At 48.1% G+C, this 19,543-nt stretch carries 17 protein-coding genes and 1 other annotated feature; all 17 genes read left to right on the top strand.

Annotated features, from left to right (window positions below; all coding sequences use genetic code 11):
- Positions 1 to 25 precede the first annotated feature (25 nt).
- Positions 26 to 1,330: a glutamate-1-semialdehyde 2,1-aminomutase gene (hemL, locus tag MKY66_RS23630; RefSeq protein WP_076216944.1), complete on the top strand. Its 1,305-nt coding sequence runs from the start codon at positions 26 to 28 to the stop codon at positions 1,328 to 1,330.
- Positions 1,327 to 2,235: an RluA family pseudouridine synthase gene (locus tag MKY66_RS23625; RefSeq protein ID WP_076216945.1), complete on the top strand. Its 909-nt coding sequence runs from the start codon at positions 1,327 to 1,329 to the stop codon at positions 2,233 to 2,235. Before hemL ends, MKY66_RS23625 begins: the two co-directional genes overlap by 4 nt.
- 366 nt (positions 2,236 to 2,601) lie before the next feature.
- Entirely contained in the window at positions 2,602 to 4,137 is a 1,536-nt protein-coding gene (locus tag MKY66_RS23620; protein WP_083657415.1) for a LysM peptidoglycan-binding domain-containing protein, read from the top strand.
- Positions 4,138 to 4,292: 155 nt separating this feature from the next.
- Positions 4,293 to 4,574, top strand: a binding site (T-box leader).
- A 61-nt stretch (positions 4,575 to 4,635) separates the two neighbouring features.
- Positions 4,636 to 7,302, top strand: a complete 2,667-nt coding sequence (locus tag MKY66_RS23615; protein WP_076216946.1) for a valine--tRNA ligase — start codon at positions 4,636 to 4,638, stop codon at positions 7,300 to 7,302.
- A 78-nt stretch (positions 7,303 to 7,380) separates the two neighbouring features.
- Complete coding sequence (locus tag MKY66_RS23610; protein ID WP_076216958.1) at positions 7,381 to 8,757, top strand: folylpolyglutamate synthase/dihydrofolate synthase family protein; 1,377 nt, start codon at positions 7,381 to 7,383, stop codon at positions 8,755 to 8,757.
- Positions 8,758 to 8,813: 56 nt separating this feature from the next.
- Complete coding sequence (gene murC, locus MKY66_RS23605) at positions 8,814 to 10,133, top strand: UDP-N-acetylmuramate--L-alanine ligase (protein WP_047841184.1); 1,320 nt, start codon at positions 8,814 to 8,816, stop codon at positions 10,131 to 10,133.
- Between the two features lie 116 nt (positions 10,134 to 10,249).
- Positions 10,250 to 11,479: an SPOR domain-containing protein gene (locus MKY66_RS23600; RefSeq protein WP_076216947.1), complete on the top strand. Its 1,230-nt coding sequence runs from the start codon at positions 10,250 to 10,252 to the stop codon at positions 11,477 to 11,479.
- A gap of 145 nt (positions 11,480 to 11,624) precedes the next feature.
- Positions 11,625 to 11,867, top strand: coding sequence for a DUF4321 domain-containing protein (locus tag MKY66_RS23595; RefSeq protein WP_036605903.1), 243 nt, complete (start codon positions 11,625 to 11,627; stop codon positions 11,865 to 11,867).
- Positions 11,868 to 11,961: 94 nt separating this feature from the next.
- Entirely contained in the window at positions 11,962 to 12,573 is a 612-nt protein-coding gene (locus tag MKY66_RS23590) for a Maf family protein (protein ID WP_076216948.1), read from the top strand.
- 37 nt (positions 12,574 to 12,610) lie between these two features.
- Positions 12,611 to 13,300 (top strand): DNA repair protein RadC, encoded by a 690-nt coding sequence (radC, locus tag MKY66_RS23585; RefSeq protein ID WP_076216949.1) that lies wholly within the window; start codon positions 12,611 to 12,613, stop codon positions 13,298 to 13,300.
- A 183-nt stretch (positions 13,301 to 13,483) separates the two neighbouring features.
- The gene (locus MKY66_RS23580; RefSeq protein ID WP_017692612.1) at positions 13,484 to 14,518 is read left to right on the top strand and encodes a rod shape-determining protein; all 1,035 of its coding nucleotides are present in this window, start codon (positions 13,484 to 13,486) and stop codon (positions 14,516 to 14,518) included.
- Positions 14,519 to 14,703: 185 nt separating this feature from the next.
- Entirely contained in the window at positions 14,704 to 15,576 is an 873-nt protein-coding gene (mreC, locus tag MKY66_RS23575) for a rod shape-determining protein MreC (protein ID WP_047841182.1), read from the top strand.
- Positions 15,576 to 16,109 carry a rod shape-determining protein MreD gene (gene mreD / locus MKY66_RS23570; protein WP_036673543.1) on the top strand — a complete coding sequence of 178 codons (534 nt, stop codon included), beginning with the start codon at positions 15,576 to 15,578 and terminating at the stop codon, positions 16,107 to 16,109. Before mreC ends, mreD begins: the two co-directional genes overlap by 1 nt.
- 74 nt (positions 16,110 to 16,183) lie before the next feature.
- Positions 16,184 to 16,846: a septum site-determining protein MinC gene (gene minC, locus MKY66_RS23565; RefSeq protein WP_017692615.1), complete on the top strand. Its 663-nt coding sequence runs from the start codon at positions 16,184 to 16,186 to the stop codon at positions 16,844 to 16,846.
- Between the two features lie 3 nt (positions 16,847 to 16,849).
- Entirely contained in the window at positions 16,850 to 17,644 is a 795-nt protein-coding gene (gene minD, locus MKY66_RS23560) for a septum site-determining protein MinD (protein ID WP_053783092.1), read from the top strand.
- Positions 17,645 to 17,793: 149 nt separating this feature from the next.
- Positions 17,794 to 18,645 carry a M23 family metallopeptidase gene (locus MKY66_RS23555; RefSeq protein WP_076216950.1) on the top strand — a complete coding sequence of 284 codons (852 nt, stop codon included), beginning with the start codon at positions 17,794 to 17,796 and terminating at the stop codon, positions 18,643 to 18,645.
- Entirely contained in the window at positions 18,638 to 19,498 is an 861-nt protein-coding gene (locus MKY66_RS23550; RefSeq protein WP_076216951.1) for a M50 family metallopeptidase, read from the top strand. The genes MKY66_RS23555 and MKY66_RS23550 overlap by 8 nt, the downstream gene beginning before the upstream one ends.
- Positions 19,499 to 19,543: the final 45 nt, after the last annotated feature.

Below are 19,543 nucleotides of genomic sequence, written 5' to 3'. Positions count from 1 at the left end.
ATACATTACATTAAGGAGGATATTCATGACTGCACAACAAGGTAATCGTCGCAATGATGAGCGCTCACGCAGCGCGTTTGAGGAAGCGAAGCAGTACATACCCGGGGGTGTGAACAGCCCTGTACGCGCATTCAAATCGGTAGGGCTTACTCCGATCTATGCAGAACGCGGTGAAGGGTCCAAAATCTACGATATTGATGGCAATGTTTTTATTGACTATGTGGGATCGTGGGGCCCACTCATTATGGGACATGCACACCCTGACGTTGTAGAAGCTTTGCGTGAGACAGCCCTCAAAGGAACAAGCTTTGGTGCGCCTACCTTGCTGGAGACCGAGATGGCAAAACTGGTCTGTGAGCGTGTACCTTCTATCGATATCGTGCGGATGGTTAATTCCGGTACGGAAGCAACGATGAGTGCCATTCGACTGGCACGCGGGGTAACCGGACGCAGTAAAATTCTGAAGTTTGAAGGATCATATCATGGACATGCGGACAGCTTGCTGATCAAGGCTGGTTCAGGTGTTGCAACACTGGGTCTACCGGATAGTCCAGGTGTACCTGAAGGTGTAGCTGTGAATACAATTACGGTACCTTACAACGATCTGGAGTCCGTTAAGCTTGCTTTTGAACGTTATGGTGAAGAACTGGCCGCTGTTATTGTGGAACCTGTGGCAGGTAACATGGGGGTTGTACCTCCGGCTTCCGGTTTCCTTGAAGGCCTGCGCAGTTTGACAACCCAATATGGCAGCCTGCTTATTTTTGACGAAGTCATGACCGGTTTCCGCGTAGGGTTGAACTGTGCCCAGGGACGGTATGGGGTTACACCTGACCTGACTTGTCTGGGTAAAGTTATCGGTGGCGGACTTCCGGTTGGTGCTTATGGTGGTCGTCGGGATCTGATGGAACAGATTGCTCCAACAGGACCAATCTATCAGGCGGGTACACTTAGTGGGAACCCGCTGGCTATGGCAGCAGGATATACCACGCTCAAATTGTTAACACCAGAGGTCTATGACCGTCTGGAGACATTGTCTGCACGTCTGCAAGCCGGATTCGAGAAAAATGCAGCTGAGACGGGTGTTGCGATAACCATTAACCGTGTGGGTTCCATGGTTTGTCCATTCTTCAGTGCCGTTCCAGTAACCAATTATGATATTGCCAAAGAAAGCAATCTGGATCAATTCCGTCGTTATTTTGCGGCCATGATTGATCAAGGTGTGAGTGTTGCACCTTCGCAATACGAAGGCATGTTTGTCTCTGGTGTGCACACGGAGCAGGATATTGACGATACGATTGAGGCGAATCGTAAAGCTCTTCAATCGTTATGACCATCAAAAGTTGGAAACGCCGCGGGGAATGGCTGGAGCTGATGCCAGGGAAAGCCGTAACAGGCAGTTCGGACAAACCGATGGCCGCAGAGCAATGGTTATTGTCTGAACTTCAGTTTCCGGAGAAACTGCTTCGTCAGCTGAAAGCAAACCAAGGAATACAACTTGCAGGGGACCGGCTTCGGCTGGCCCTTTTTGCGTCCCAGCCAATCGATGTTGAGACACGCTGGGCTGATGTGGATGTATTGTATGAGGATGATTTCTGTCTGGTTATGCACAAACCGGCAGGCATGAAACTGCATCCAGATGGAAGCCGTGCTGATCAGGCCATCACGCTGGATCATGTGGTTGCCTCTTATTATGAAATGAACGGAATCCAGGCGAGCGTACGCCATGTTCATCGACTGGACGAGGATACAACCGGACCTGTCCTGTATGCCAAAAATGCTTTTGCTCTCGCCAAACTGGATGAAGCGATGCGTCGCAAAGAGATTGGCCGCCATTATGTAGCCATTGCAGGTGGACAAATCCCTCTTGAACTCCACAAAATTGATGCTCCGATTGGCAAGGATAGACATCACAAGCAGCGCAGACGTGTCTCGGAAGGTGGACAGGAAGCTGTTACCCATTTGGAGATCGTCGAAGTGTGGGAACGAGCAACCCTTGTACGATTAAAGCTGGATACAGGACGAACACACCAAATTCGTGTACACCTGAGTTACGCGGGACACCCGCTTATTGGTGATTCGTTGTATGGAGGTAGAGCGGATGCCATTGGGCGACAAGCACTTCACGGAGAGGTGCTTAAGTTTAGTCATCCTTTAACCGGAGCGATGATTGAAGTGAACGACCCGTGGCCGTCCGATTTCACACAATTGGCAGAGCGTGAGCGTCAAAATTATTAATACACTATATAAGTTCGACTAACTGGTTACACGAGAACGGAGAGGACAGAAACAACCAGAAGAAGCAAAGCGTTCGCCTAAAAGCTTTCTGAAAGAAAGCTACTTCGGAAGCATAAGCTATCCCCGGATTTTCCCTTTATAAAAAGGAATGAAAAAAATCTGGGGATAACAGCGATCAGAAGGTTGTTCTGTCATTGGAGTGACAGTGTAAATAACCATGAGTTGAACATATATAGCAAGGTTTTTCAAAAGGTGGCATGCTCCCCTCATTCAAGGCATATAGATGGGGTAACGAAGGATTTGGACCATGGATCAGTCCCATGAGAAGGATCATGGTGAACATATGCCGAAAGGAGGACGCCACCTTTGTTGAATCAACCTTATGGTTTGCGGTTCGATATTTATGAGCGCGTTCATTTGTCTGAGGGAGTCCCTGCGATTGAGGAATTGGAGGAGATTGAACTATACCCGCGCATTCAAGTCATAGGGCAGGATGATCATGCCACGTTAAGAGGGCATCTTTTACTTACAGGTGCGTACAGAGGAGAAAATGAGGCTTCAGAGGAGCTCAAACATTTCATTCCCGTGGAGATCACAGTGCCGCTGAACCGGGTCAGATCGATTGAGGATATTTCTATCGAGATCGAAAATTTTGACGTGGATCTGTTATCCAATCGCAGTCTGAACATTACAGGCGTATTGTCGCTGCGAGGCATCGAGGGTTTTCCTGTTGAAGAGCCACAAGTGTGGTCAGCAGATGAGTTTACAGTTGTTCATTCACCTGATGCTCAGCAATCCAACCGTTCCGATGAAGCAGCACAGACAGGCAGCGATCCCAACACATTTGCACAAGAGTACCTGCTCCAGCGGAGTGAGGAAGAGAGACTTGCGAATGCAGCAGAACTTGCATATGGTGCTCCTGAATATCATCAGCAATATGCGAATTCGTCATTGGCCGAGCCACTTCAATCCGAGGAGCAAAGTGCGGAGTATGCTAACGAAAACAGACAACCTGATGCAAACGAAGATCCCGCATCTCTGACGGCGAATGCAGATGAATTGGCATCTCATGAGCAATACAGCGAACCTTCTCCGATCTCATCATTTATGGCTGAGACCGCTGATCGGTTAGCTTCTTACCCTGAGTCGGAACCATTGCTGCCTCTGGAAGACGAGTCTTCGGGTTGGTCCGAGCCTTCCGTGGATGTATTGCCTGCGAACTCGAGAAGTGCAGATCAAGCAGTCTCAGAGCCTACTGCTCAATCATCTAATGAGTTGGCAGCACCGGATGTACCGGACGCACCAGAGGTATGGCACTTCGAATCAGCGAGATCTGTACCTCAGCAGGAGAATCAGGCGGTTGCCGATGTCCCGGGCGAATCACAGGCGGAGAACTGGCAAGGTGTATTTGCTTCGTCCGATCCAGGCAATGCGGAGGAAGACCGGCCGTCTTTTGAAGCGACTGGGGTAGACGAGTTCGTACAGAACGAAGCATTTGTTCCTGAACCTGTGGCTGAGACGGAAGACAAGCCGGAGCTGAAGGTTGCTTTTGGCAGCAAAAAAGAATCCGCACCCCGGCAAGAAGAGGGCGTAGGTATCTCTTCCTTGTTATCCTCGGGCAGAGCGGCACGTGATGCTGAAGTGGAGCGAGGTGATGAGGTTCCTGCGGGTGAGGTACAGGAAGAAACGTATCCAGCTGATGATGTGGAATGGAAGAACCTGTTCTTGGGAACAATCGTGGACCAGACCCCATTCCGCAAGGTGAAACTGTGCATCGTTCAGCGAGAAGATACACTGGATGCCATTGCAGATCGTTATCAATTGAGCACGAGGGAACTTCAGTTGTATAACCGATTATCTGAGCAGGTTGTGGAAGAAGGTCAGATATTGTACATCCCTTAATCCGTAGTTAAAGCCTTCGTTACGACCCGTGATCCCCTTGAGGATTGCGGGTTTTTGCATGATTCGTCCTAAACCTGCATTCCAGCGCTCTTTATCCGCTGTTGTCAGGTTGACTATCGCGCACGAGCAAGGTATGATGTGTGTAGGTTTTTTGAAGAACAACGTGGAACGGGAGTAGTAGACAGTATGACCTTTCAGAGAGTGGAATTGCAACGCTGTGAGATTCCGCAGGAACCAACTGATCGAAGTCGCCCGGGAGTTGCCTGTTTGAATACAAGGGATGAATGAGATTTATCGTCATTTATTACTGAGGTAGGATGGGCCGGTAGCAGCCGTTATCTGCTTGAAGTGTCACGTCATGTACAGAGGGTGAAGTCTATCTTGCTGTAGGCGTGAAACAAAGGTGGTACCGCGAAAGCTAACCTTTCGTCCTTTGATGGATGAAAGGTTTTTTTTGTTTTTTTTGGCGAAGATGATGAAGTAACGGAGGAATGACACATGTCTGAGGAAAAAAAATCAGCTGCAACAGAAATGCCGACCACTTACGATCCTAAGGCGGCGGAGGATAAATGGTACGCCACCTGGATGGAACGTGGATATTTCAAAGCCGGTCAACGTAAAGATGCCGAGCCGTATACAATTGTAATTCCGCCCCCGAATGTGACCGGGATGCTGCACATTGGGCATGCGCTTGATTTTACACTGCAGGATATTCTGATCCGCACCAAACGGATGCAAGGTTATGATGCGCTGTGGCTTCCGGGTTCCGACCATGCAGGTATTGCTACCCAAACCAAAGTGGAGCAGAAGCTGCGTGAAGAAGGTCTGACTCGTTATGATCTGGGACGCGAGAAGTTTCTGGAGAAGGTATGGGACTGGAAAGATCAATATGCCACTACCATTCGTCAGCAATGGGGCAAAATGGGATTGTCGCTTGATTACTCACGTGAACGTTTTACGCTGGATGAAGGTCTGTCCCAAGCGGTTCGTAAAGTATTTGTTCAACTGTATGAAAAAGGCCTTATTTACCGAGGCAAACGCATCATTAACTGGGACCCGGTGAACCGGACAGCTCTGTCCGACATTGAGGTTGAATATAAAGAGGTTCAGGGTCACTTGTACCATCTGCGGTACCCGCTCAAAGACGGAAGCGGCTACGTTACAGTGGCAACAACGCGTCCTGAAACGATGCTGGGTGATACAGCGGTTGCTGTACATCCGAAGGATGAGCGTTATGCAGATATGATTGGTAAAGTACTTGTACTGCCTATCATTGGACGCGAAATTCCAATTATCGCTGATGATTATGTGGATAAAGAATTTGGAAGTGGCGCAGTTAAAATCACGCCTGCGCATGATCCAAATGACTTTGAAGTAGGTCTTCGTCATGATCTTCCTCAGATTACGGTCATGGATGAGAGCGGCACAATGAATGCTGAGGCAGGCAAGTATCAGGGACTGGACCGCAGTGACTGCCGCAAGCAGATTGTTGCTGACTTGAAAGAGCAGGGCGTATTGATCAACATTGAGGATCACACGCATCAGGTTGGACACAGTGAACGTACCGGAGCTGTTGTTGAGCCGTATCTTTCTACACAGTGGTTCGTTGAGATGAAGCCACTTGCAGAGAGAGCGATTAAGAAACAACAGAGCGGCGAAGGGGTTAATTTTGTTCCGGATCGTTTTGAGAAAACTTATCTGAACTGGATCGAAAACGTTCGTGACTGGTGTATTTCCCGTCAACTGTGGTGGGGACATCGTATACCTGCCTGGTATGATGAAGAAACGGGTGAAATCATCGTATCTGCTGAAGATCCAACAACGCTGCCAGAGTATGCTGGACGCAAGCTCAGACAGGACGAAGATGTACTCGATACTTGGTTTAGCTCCGGCTTATGGCCATTCTCCACACTAGGCTGGCCGGAAGATACGGAAGACCTGAAACGTTATTATCCGACAAGTGTACTTGTGACAGGGTATGACATCATATATTTCTGGGTTGCACGTATGATTTTCACTGCATTGGAATTCACCGATGAGATTCCGTTCAAGGATGTGCTGATGCATGGTCTTGTTCGTGATGCAGATGGACGCAAAATGTCCAAATCACTGGGCAACGGTGTAGATCCGCTGGATGTGATTGAGAAATACGGTGCAGATGCAATGCGTTACATGATCTCAACCAGCAGCACGCCAGGTCAGGATCTGCGTTTCCGTTGGGAACGGGTGGAGCAGGCTCGTAATTTCGCCAACAAGATCTGGAATGCTTCGCGCTTTGCATTGATGAATCTGGAAGGATTCACCTATGAGGAACGTGACATTAGCGGAGAGCTTGGTACAGCGGATTATTGGATTTTGCACCGTCTGAACGAAACTTCCCGCGATATTACGCGTCTAATCGAAGCGTATGAATTTGGGGAAACGGGTCGTGTGTTGTATAACTTTATCTGGGATGACCTGTGTGACTGGTACATTGAGTTTGCTAAGCTGTCCTTCTATGGGGAAGATCCGGTTGCCAAGAAGAAAACACAATCCGTACTTGCTTATGTGCTGGATCAGACGATGCGCCTGATTCATCCGTTTATGCCATACATCTCCGAAGAGATCTGGCAGCATCTGCCGCATGAAGGTGAGACCATTACGCTGGCATCATGGCCGGTATATGATCCTGCTCTGGAGAACCCAGAGGCTGTTGCCGAGATGAACCTGCTGATGGATACCATTCGTGCAGTTCGAAACATTCGTGCAGAAGTGAACGTGCCGATGAGCAAAAAGATCGAGTTGATGGTCAAAGCAAACAGTGCTGAGACGTCCAGCATCATTGAGCGTAACAGTCACTACATCAAACGTTTCTGTAATACGTCCGAGTTCGATAGTGGGCTGGATTTAAACTCACCGGATAAGGCAATGACTGCGATCATTACGGGGGCAGAACTATACTTGCCGCTCGCAGGTCTTATTGATATCGAGCAGGAAGTGGCTCGTTTGGAGAAAGAGTTGGAGAACCTTGAGGGCGAAGTTCTCCGTGTAGAGAAAAAGCTGGCGAACGAAGGCTTTGTTGCCAAAGCTCCTGCCAAAGTTATTGAGGAAGAGCGCGCCAAGCAAGCAGATTATTCCGATAAACGGGATAAAGTGATTGCACGAATCAAGGAACTTAAAGGTTAATATATTTGGGTCGGATGGAGAGCCATTATGCCATCCGGCCGCTTTTTTCACTCAAACTCGGGACCGAAGGTGAATCAGATGACGGAATTAGACGCGACAGATGCAGCAGCTCCTTTACTTACGTACAACGAGGCCGTGGACTGGATCAATGGCCTTATTCCTTTTGGCATCCGACCTGGATTGGAACGAATCGAGAATCTGATGTCCATGTTAGGCAATCCACACCAACGTCTCAAGTTTATTCATGTCGCGGGAACGAACGGCAAAGGTTCGACTTGCGCTTTTTTGACGTCAGTGCTTCTTCAGGCTGGATATGATGTGGGTACCTTTACGTCGCCTTATATCACCAAGTTTACAAACCGTTTTCAATACAACGGTGAGGATATTCCTGAAGAAATCCTGCTTAAGCTCTCGAACCGATTACATCCACTGGTCATGGAAATGGCCTCCACTCCGCTTGGATCACCCACGATGTTTGAGGTGTCCACAGCTCTGGCGCTTCTGTACTATGCAGAGGAGTGTTACCCTGACGTTGTGGTATGGGAGACGGGGCTAGGGGGAAGGATGGACGTAACGAATATTGTCGCACCTGTTGTGTCCGTCATCACCAACATTGGTATGGATCATACGGATGTGCTTGGAGATACGATTGAGCAGATTGCTGGAGAAAAGGCAGGTATTATCAAGCCGGGAGTACCCGTTGTGACATGCGCGACTCAACCCGAAGCTGTGAAGGTGATTCAGGAGAAAGCTCAGCAGCTTCAATCAAGCGTGTATTTGGCCGGAGATCAATTCTCTTATCATAGACTGGACAGCAATGAGAACGGACAATCTTTTCATTTTACAGGCCCGTTCCGTGATCTGGACGTTCGCATCCGCATGCAGGGCTCACATCAATGTGACAATGCAGCGGCCGCACTTATGGTGCTTGAATTGCTTAGACAATACATGGCATTTATGCTGGATGACAACGATATTGCACTTGGACTGGAGAATGCTTTCTGGGCAGGAAGATTCGAAAAAGTCGTCGATGAACCCCGAATTGTGCTTGATGGAGCACATAATCCGGAAGGGGCAGAGTCACTGGCCAAGAGCATTATGGATGTCTATCCGCACAACAAGTTAATTTTGATGATGGGTATGTTGGCAAATAAGCATCACGAAGCGTATTTGCAGCATATACTGCCACTAGTGGATACGCTGATCCTGACCGAGCCAGATTTCCGACGCAAAATGGATGCAGCCGAATTGCTGCAGATTGTCGAACGGGTACGTCCCGCCATTGCGAAGCAGGAACTGGAAATCATCGTCGAGCCCGAATGGGCAAAGGCACTTGATCTATTGAAGTCACGGACGGAAGCGGAAGATCTGGGGGTGGTCTCCGGCACACTGTACCTGATTGCGGATGTGCGGGCAGCCCTTTTGCATCAAACCGATTCTGAAAAAGGTTGGTGAAAGTTTTGTTAAATACATCGGAACACGTTCATTTTATAGGGATTGGCGGATATGGCATGAGTGCCATCGCAAGAGTTATGTTGGAAATGGGATACACCGTTACCGGATCGGATGTCGCTTCACAGGAGTTGACCGAGAAGTTGGCAGCCAAGGGAGCGAAAATATATATCGGACATACAGCAGAGCACGTCACTGGAGCAGACCTTGTTGTCTACTCTACGGCAGCGCCTGCTGATAATGTGGAACGGGTAGCAGCTGCAGAGCTGAACATTCCGATTCTGCATCGTTCCCAGATGCTTGCACGTTTGTTGAACGAACGTAAAGGTGTGGCTGTTGCTGGAGCTCACGGTAAAACAACCACCTCATCCATGATTGCACTTGTTATGGATAAATGTGATACGGACCCGACATACATTATTGGCGGAGAAATCATGAATGTGGGTACCAACGCGAAGGCCGGTCAAGGCGACTGGGTAGTCGCTGAAGCGGACGAGAGCGATGGTTCGTTTTTGCAGTACCATCCATGGCTCGGTATTGTAACCAATATTGAGGCAGATCATCTGGAGAATTACAACAGTGATTTTGAGGAGCTCAAAAGGGCTTATGTGCAATTCCTGAGCCAGATTCGTCCGGAAGGAACAGCGATTGTGTGTTCTGACGACGAGAATGTTCAAGCGATTTTGCCGGAACTCAAGTCACGGATTACAACCTATGGTATTGATCGTGCTGCAGATTATACGGCAACGGATATTGTATTGGGCGATCGCCGTATCTCCTTTACGATGAATCATCAGGGTGCTGCTATGGGCACGGTGGAATTATCAGTGCCGGGTAAGCATAACGTTTATAATGCAATGGCTACTGTGATTACCTGTTTGGAAGCGGGCATTCCATTTGAGAAGATTGTAGCAGCCATCATCCAGTTCCACGGAGCCAAACGCAGATTCCAGGTATTGGGCGAGGCGCGCGATATGCTGATCATCGATGATTATGCTCATCACCCGACTGAGATTGAAGCTACCATTAGTGCCGCCAAAGCAACGGGCAAACGCATTATTGCGGTATTCCAGCCACAGCGTTATACGCGGACGTTCTTCCTGCTGGATGCGTTCAGTCGTGCTTTCGCGGAAGCGGATGAGGTGCTTATTACGGACATCTATTCTCCTGCGGGCGAAAAACAGATCGAAGGGGTAACCTCAGCCCGACTGGTTGAACTGATCGTTCAAAACAGTAATGCTTCTGCACGTTACCTCCCTACAAAAGAAGAAGTTGTCGCTGATCTGCAGCATCGTCTGCAGCCAGGAGATCTTGTGATTACGATGGGTGCAGGTGATATTTGGAAAGTCGGCGATACACTTGCCAAAGGTTTGAAATAGATCAATTGAGAAAACGCCTGTCTTCGATACGAAGCAGGCGTTTTTTGCGTTATATGGAATGTATTCTCCAGTCTCTGCATATAGCTTATATAAATGGGACAAAGGAGAGGGTACGGGTGAGCAATGCTAGAATGACGTTTCGCTTCGGGGATCATGAGTCGGACAAGCCTGAAAACAAGAGGATATCTGCGTCCAGTTCATTGGTGACGTTAAGTGAAGAATTACCGCATAATCAACCGCTAACGCCTAAGCAGATGGATACAACCCCATCATGGACGCCTGAGGATATCCCCGGAGACTGGGGAGAGACGGTGCTGACAAGCTCTACTGTACCTGAACCTGACGAGCGGGTGAGCCATGATTCGAACTTGAACTTGGATGAGGCCCATTATTTTGGGAACCGCACCGGTTACGGTTATGTTAATCACACCGATAATCCGGAGGAAGAGCGTCGTGATCTGTCCAATACCCATGATGATCAAGGCCACGACTGGCTTGCAGATTCCGAGAACTATTCCTATAAACGCAATCGCCCCCCAAGGGGCTGGAAAATGATTGGCTCTGTTACCGGGGCACTCGTTACGGGAGCACTATTCGGCATGGTTATTCTTTCATTTTTCAATAAAGAAGGAGCCGTCAAGCCAGGAGATCTTCTGCCCGTCAATCAGGCAGTTTCCACTGTGACGGGTCAGGAGGGGGCTGCAGGTACAGAACAGCAACTTCAGACAGCGGCGACTGGCAGCACGTATTATGCACTTCAATACGGCGTGTTCAGTTCTCCTGAACGAGCTGAGCAGGCCAAGCTTGAGCTCGCTCAGGCAGGTATAGCCGCAGGTTCTGATCCTGAAGATGGCAATCGAGTATATGCAGGCATTTCGGCTGATCGTGAAGAGGCCAAGCTACTTAGCTCCAGGTTAAAAGCGCAGGGAGTTGAACTGTACGTCAAGGAGATCGTGAACCCTGAGATCAATCCGGCTATATTCGGTGGCAAACAAGAGGATGTGCAGCTTTTCTTCACAAACAGTTCTGCACTGGTGGAACAATTATCTACCTTGTCCATTCAGCAGCTGGGACAGTCTGCTCCGGCAGCAGTCTCTACAGAAACGATGACCGCGCTTCAAAATAAGCACCAGTCATGGCTGACCGGATTGAATAGTCTTACACCTGGCCTGACCGCAGATGTACAACCTCTTATTGGTGGAATGGAGAAATCAATGAACAGTGCAATTACGGCTATCGCAGAGTACAACAAAAACCCGGATGATGTACACATGTGGTCCGTGCAGTCCGATCTGATGGAATATGTACTGCAGCAGAAAAAATGGCTCGAAGCGATAAAGCAGTAACATGCTCTTTCCCATAACAACGCTTGGAAATACCCATCCGGCAAGGAACTGGAAATAGTTCCCCTTGCCGGATTTGTGTTTGTATTGACGTACAAAACCCCGTATAATAATGTGGGTGTCAAAAAATGGCGAGGGAAGATTACCGATGAAAAAAAACTTCGGCATGTTATTGCTGTTTCTGCTGCTCGGCTGGATGGCCGGAGCGTGGATCGCCAAGGCACTGCAGCCTGTTAAGGCAGTAGCCTTTCTTACGAAAGCCACGACCATACGTTGGTCGCCACAGGCTGATCTGGATATTATCAGTTATAATATTTCACTTCAATTTCAAATGAGCCTTCTGAGTCTGATCGGTATGATTGCCGCTGTGTGGCTGTATCGCAGACTGTAGGAGAATGACGAGTTATGACGAAAAAAATTAAACCAGTGACATCTATTATCGTGATCCGGACAGGATGTTGCCGTGGCATAAGGAGCCGTTCATTTTGGATAACACACAACAGCGCCCTATTATTCTGGCTTCCACATCGCCTCGGCGCAAAGAACTGATCGCATCACTCCACCTAGCGTTTGATGTAATACCAAGTCATGCCAATGAAGATACACCACCAGAGTGGACACCTGAACAGACTGTGCAGGAGCTTGCTTTGCGCAAGGCGCTTGCCGTGTATCGCGGGCTTGAAGGCCGCGAGCAGGAAGCCATTATTGTTGGTAGTGACACCGTTGTTGTTCTGGATGGTGAGATTCTAGGCAAACCTGTAGACGAAGCGGATGCTGAACGTATGTTATCGCGGCTGCAGGGCCGCGTACATCGGGTGTTTACAGGTGTCGCTTGTATTGATGCGGGCAATGGACAGTCGTTAGTTCATTACCGCCAGACCGATGTAACAATGAAAAAGCTGTCGGATGCTACCATCCGTGCTTATGTGCAGACAGGTGAGCCTTCAGACAAGGCAGGATCATATGCCATTCAGGGCATTGGTGCTTCACTGATCGACCGCATTGAAGGATGTTACTTTAATGTGGTTGGCTTGCCGCTATCTTTGCTAAGTGATATGTTGGACGGGTTCGGCGTACATGTGTTGCCACGAACATGAATGAAGCCAAATGTTGTGAAATGAAAAGAGGGAACATATGGAGTCGCCTCAATACATGATGCGCGACATCCCCCAGGAAGAACGCCCGAGAGAACGCATGATGGAATACGGGGCGGGCGCCTTAAGCCATGCTGAATTGCTGGCAATTTTACTTCGAACAGGCACAAGACAGGAATCCGCGGTGCATATGGCACAGCGGATTCTGGCCGAAGCGGGTGGCATTCGCTCGTTGATGGATTTGAGTCTGGAAGAACTGACCGCGATGAAAGGGATCGGCAATGCCAAGGCTGTGCAATTGAAAGCTGGCATTGAGCTGGGTCATCGGATTGCCAAGAGCAGACTCACACAGTCGACTTCAATACGTACACCCCGTGATGCAGCTGATATCCTGATCGAACAATTGCGTTACTTGCAAAAAGAACATTTTGTGTGTCTCTTTCTGAATAGTAAAAATCATATTATTGCCCAGGAAACACTCTCCATGGGCAGCCTTAACGCTTCGATTGTACATCCACGTGAAGTGTTCCGGGCTGCCATCAAATGCAGCAGCGCATCGATTGTGTGCGCACACAACCATCCGAGTGGTGATCCTACGCCCAGTCCAGAGGATATCCAAATAACCAAGAGACTGATTGAAGCAGGCGCTATTGTTGGCATTGACGTGCTTGATCATATTATTATCGGAGATGGAACGTACGTAAGTTTGAAGGAGAAGGGCTTAGTATAATATAATGGTTGGCGTTGATGTTTTCCTATGAATGTTAACGGCGTTGTCCGTAAAAGATAGGTTCACTTTACAAATGCAAAAAAACAAATGCGAATATTAGCTCCACGTGTTACGTGGGAATGAAATTATTACGCTCTGGATCAGAATGGAGCGGCTATATGAGGCAGAAAAGGAGATTATGTTATGTTTGGTGGTTTTACGAAAGATTTGGGTATTGACTTGGGGACAGCAAATACGTTGGTTTATGTACGAGGAAAAGGAATTGTGGTGCGCGAACCTTCGGTTGTCGCTATACGGACAGATACAAATAGCATCGAGGCAGTAGGTGAAGCCGCTAAAAAAATGATTGGACGTACACCAGGTAACATTCGTGCCATTCGTCCAATGAAAGATGGCGTTATTGCCGATTTCGATACAACGGCAACGATGATCAAATATTTCATCCGTGAGGCGCAAAAACAACGCTCCATGTTCCAGCGTCATCCAAACGTGATGGTATGTGTACCATCCGGGATTACTGCAGTAGAACAACGTGCGGTTGAAGATGCAACCAAACAGGCTGGGGCACGTGAAGCCTATACAATTGAAGAGCCTTTTGCAGCTGCAATCGGTGCAGATCTGCCTGTATGGGAACCAACGGGTAGTATGGTTGTAGATATTGGTGGCGGTACAACGGAAGTGGCTGTTATCTCTCTTGGTGGTATTGTAACGAGCCGTTCGGTTCGTGTAGCAGGTGACGAGATGGATGAATCCGTTATCCAGTACATCAAACGCCAATACAATCTGATGATCGGTGAGCGTACATCGGAGCAATTGAAGATGGACATCGGATCAGCTATGCCATTGGAACAAGTAGAAACGATGGAAATTCGTGGACGTGACCTTGTAACAGGTCTGCCGAAGACCATTACGATTACTTCGGACGAGATCAGTGAAGCGCTGGCTGATACCGTGAATGCAATTGTTGAAGCGGTAAAAGTAACACTGGAAAAATGCCCGCCTGAACTTGCTGCCGATATCATGGATCGGGGTATCGTTCTTACAGGTGGTGGGGCATTGCTTCGTAACCTGGACAAGCTTCTCGCTGGTGAGACAGGAATGCCTGTCATTGTGGCTGAGAATCCGCTGGATTGTGTAGCAATCGGAACAGGTAAAGCGCTAGAGAATATTCATTTGTTCAAAAGCAGAAGCAGTTCGGCAGTTCGTTCCAAACGTTAATTGGTATTTGCCTAACTTGGCATAGCGACCAAGTGGCAAGATATCTTTATAGAGGACCCGGTTAACCCCGGGGATGAGCTATTACCCGCTTAACAGGGGAGGATCGGCTGATATTCTCGCAGGGACTACAGGTCTGACAGTCTCCCCGCCGGGCATGGCTCGGAAGAGAATATGGATGTTAGAGGGTGTTCGAACTGTTTAAACTGCTAGGCAACAAAAGACTTTTTGTTTTGCTGGTGGGCCTTGTTACATTTATCGCGTTAATGGGCTTTACGCTCAGTCCGCGAACCACTCTATCCTGGCCGGAGAAATTCCTGAAGGATTCAGTTGGATTTGTACAATACGTATTTTACAAGCCCGCTTCCTATGTAGCGGGCTTTTTCAAAGATGTAGCGAACATGCGTACGGTATATGAAGAGAATGAAGAGCTCCGCATCGCAATGGGTCACTATACCCGGGATCGGCTAAAGTACAATGATATGGAGCAAGTGAATGAGCAACTTCAGAAAGCGCTCAATTTCACAGAAGAACAGAAGAATCGCTATAATTACGGTTCACGAATTGCTCAGGTTATCAGTGCCAATTCGGATCCAAATAGCAGAACCATTAACATTGATATCGGTGAAAATGCGGGAATCAAGCCGGGGATGGCCGTTACCTCCCAGGAAGGGCTGGTCGGCGTGATCAGTCATGTCAGCTCATATACATCAACGGTTAATCTGTTAACATCCATGGACGCCAATGATCCGACATCCAATGCCATTGCAGCAACGGCGGTAGGTAAAGAGAAAGTGTTTGGTATGATTGAGAGCTACGATCCGAAGACGGGCATGCTCAAGATGACCAAAATCTCGGAGGATTCAAACATCAAAAAGGGTGATGAGATCATCTCTTCGGGGATCATCAATAACTTTCCCAAGTATATGCGGATTGGTGAAGTGGAAAAGGTTGAAGTTGGGGAGTACGGTTTAACGCGGACTGCGATTATCAAACCATACGCAAGCTTCCTTGATTGGAAAGAGCTGATTGTCATTATCCCACCTGAGGTAAAAGAATAATGGTAACACGCAAGCAAGTTTTGTTCCTGTTACTATTCCTTTTGTTCATTGCGGAAGGCACAATTTTGCCGCTGCTCATCCCTTCTGGCTGGCAGATGCGTATTTCTGCCAATCTGGTCTATATCGTAATTTTGTTTATCGCTGTATATCATCATCGACACACGGCACTAGTGCTCGGTATATTTTTTGGACTATTGCATGACGTTGTATTCTATGGCGAGATGATTGGACCTTATGGATTCTCGATGGGATTATCGGCATATATGATGGGACTCATTTTTCAAGCACCACGTGCGCCACTGCCGGTTATGGTATCGGTTGTCATTTTGGGAAGTCTGCTTAATGACACCATGCTATTTTTCCTGTACAAGCTCTTCCAACTTAACCACGTGACCTTTGACTGGGCGTTGATTGAATACATGATTCCTAATTTGTTCATTCATTTTGTGTTTGCCTTGATCATATATGTCCCGCTTCGGAAACAACTGGAGCGGATCGGCAAGAGACGGAGCAAGACAGAAGAAGCTTCCTAAATACATTTATGGAGCGCAAAGCAGGAACTTGGGGCCCCGGGCACGAAATGTAATGAGATGGGAGGGACAGGCTTATGACGGTAAAATCGAATCACGTAACGATTAAAGGCATCCGAGACGGCCTGGTTTTCCTGTTGGACGATCAATGTGAATTCGAGGAATTGCTCTATGAGCTCCGCTATAAGCTGGAACACAGCCATCAAAATATTTTGACCGGACCGATTGTTCATGTGGATATCAAGTTGGGTGCCCGCGAAGTGACAGAGGACCAGAAAGAAGCAATCCTCGATATATTGAAGCAAAAAGGGAATTTGCTTATTCGATCCATCGACTCACCTGCACTCCAACCGGAGGTTAAAGGACCACCGCCGATTGTAACCATGTGTGGTATGGTGCGTTCAGGTCAGGTGCTTCATCATGAAGGAAATCTCCTGTTTCTTGGGGATATCAATCCGGGGGGCACAGTGACGTGTACCGGAGATATATATGTGTTGGGTTCACTCAGAGGTATGGCTCATGCCGGAATTGGCGGGGACGAGGAAGCGATCATTGCCGCTTCGGTATTTGCACCGACGCAGCTGCGGATTGCGGATATTATCAGTCGTCCTCCCGATGAATGGGAGAGCCGAGAGACCGGAATGGAATTTGCTTACTTACAGGACAATCAGATGCAGATAGACAAAATGAGCAATATCGTTCGGTTACGCCGAGATTTTAATGTGTTTAAAGGAGTGTAGCTCATGGGAGAGGCGATCGTGATCACTTCGGGTAAAGGCGGCGTGGGTAAAACAACCACCTCGGCAAACATCGGGACAGCGCTGGCGCTGCTCGGCAAAAAGGTTTGTCTGGTAGATACCGATATCGGCCTTCGTAATTTGGATGTCGTGATGGGACTCGAAAACCGTATTATTTACGATCTGTGCGACGTTGCGGACGGCCGCTGCCGTCTGAATCAGGCTTTGGTCAAAGACAAGCGTTTCGAAGAATTATACATGTTGCCTGCGGCGCAGACGAGAGACAAAAACTCAGTGTCGCCAGAACAGGTCAAGGATATTATCCTTGAATTGAAAAAAGATTTTGAATACGTCATTATTGATTGCCCAGCCGGCATAGAGCAGGGTTTCAAAAATGCGGTAGCAGGAGCAGATCAGGCCATCGTGGTCACTACACCGGAAAATGCTGCAGTACGTGATGCGGATCGTGTCATCGGCCTGCTGGAGAGTTCGCACATTCAATCACCAAAGCTGGTGGTGAATCGAATTCGCAATAATATGGTTAAATCGGGTGACATGTTAGATATCGATGGTATTTTACAAGTACTTAATATTGACCTGATTGGCATTGTGCCTGATGATGAACTGGTCATCAAAGCGGCCAATTCAGGAGAACCTACGGTCATGAATCCGGATTCACTTGCGGCGATTGCGTATCGAAATATCGCACGACGCATTCTGGGAGATACGGTCCCATTGATGCAGCTGGAGCAGAAAAAGGGTGCTTTTACTCGTTTCAAAAAGTTCTTCGGAATGGGTTAACTCATTTAAATGAACTTATTCATTATCTGATTACATGACAGCCGTGGCTTATAGCCCGGCTTTTTTTGTTACCTGCGGGCAGGCTTGTTCATATTATTAACCACCTCTTCATAGGATGTAGTAAACAAGCCTCGGCGGGAGGACATTCCATGAACACGAAACTCAGAATCAAGCAGAGACGAGAAGAACGTATCCGGCGACTGATGGATGGTGCCACTGTGGAGGTCTTACAGGAGCAGAAATTAGGTTCACTGTTGGACAAGAATGAGATCATACACCCGAAACCATTTACACCGCCTAGTGAGGGGACACAGGAAAGAGATCCGGAATGGTTGTGGAAAAAAGAGAATGGTCATTTCGTTCCAGGGGGGCATTCGAGATTCAACCTGTTCAAGTCACTTCTCAAACGGACGGTTATTAGCGCTTTGATATTTGGCGGAGTATGGGGTCTATTTCAGTTGGATACATCGTGGACGACATCACCCAAAACAGTAATTGCGGATGCACTCCATCGGGATATGGATTTTGCCTCAGCAGCGGCTTGGTATGAACGGCATTTTGGAGGAACGCCTTCGTTTCTTCCGGTCCTCGGACATACGACAGATGCCGTGAACGGATTGAAAGTAAGGCAGTTACTGGGCAAACCAATCTCAGGCACAGTGGTTCAGCCATTCGCGCTGAGCATGAAGGGAATTGAGATCGTTCCGGATGCCGCAGGTGCAGAACTTATACAGGTCGCAAGTTCTGATGCTGGGCGTGTCATGGAGGTTATCGGAGATGCAGCAAGTGGATTCACAGTTGTCATCCAACATACAGGCAATGTCACGGCAATATACGGTCGGCTGAACGAAAGTGAAGTGAGCGTGAATGATTGGGTGGAAGCGGGGAATCCAGTGGGGAGTCTCAAGTCTACGGGTGGTGAACAACCGGCCACGCTCTATTTTGCAGTCAAAGAGGGGGAGGAGTACGTAGACCCGGCGGAAGTTGTTGCCCTTGATTAGGGTGTGGGGAGTCCGTATTACGTTTCATCCGTTTTTTGTAATTATCATGATGGCCTCCCTTCTGACTGGACATTTTATTGAACTTATTACGTTGTTTGCCATCGTATTCATTCATGAATGTGGACATGCTGCGGCGGCAGCACTTCTGGGCTATCGTGTCTTGTCGATCCAGATGCTTCCTTTTGGAGGAGTAGCGGTTATCGAAGATGGAGGTACGATCACGGCCTACCGGGAAATCATGATTGCTCTGGCTGGTCCATTACAAAACATCCTGATGGTTGGCGTGGTTATGTTGTTGCAGTACGGCAATCTGGGGGATCCGGTATTTCTCAACTATATCATTCAGGGGAACCTGCTCATTGCTCTCTTTAATCTGCTGCCTGTACTTCCTCTGGACGGAGGTAAAGTTGTTCAGGCACTTGTCAGTCTGTGGGCACCTTACTATACAACATTAATGTGGACTTACAGAATTAGCATTCTGTGTAGCGTAGGGGTTATTTTATATGCTATCAGCCGATGGTTTACTGGCGACTACGGCCTACCGCTCAACATTCTGTTAATCGGCCTTTTTTTGTTCTATTCCAACGTAACGGATTACCGAAATGTGCCCTATCGCTTTATTCGTTTTCTGATGAATCGAGAGGGTGCGTTTGCTCGTCACGCGGCTACTGGCAGTTTGGCGCAGCCAATAATCTCATTCCCGGCGAAACCTTTGGACACTATTTTGCGTCTATTAAAGAGAGAAAGATACCATATGGTATACGTGATGAACAGACAGGGTCGAATTATGGCCGTATTGCCTGAGCAACGGATTATCGGTTCCTATTTTCAACAAAATGGTGATAAATTGTAGTGTTCTGGTGGACCTGTTCTGAAATGGGTTAATATATGTACAATG

It is taken from the genome of Paenibacillus sp. FSL R5-0766, assembly GCF_037971845.1.
Lineage (GTDB): Bacteria > Bacillota > Bacilli > Paenibacillales > Paenibacillaceae > Paenibacillus.
This window is presented reverse-complemented; position numbering and strand designations above follow the sequence as displayed.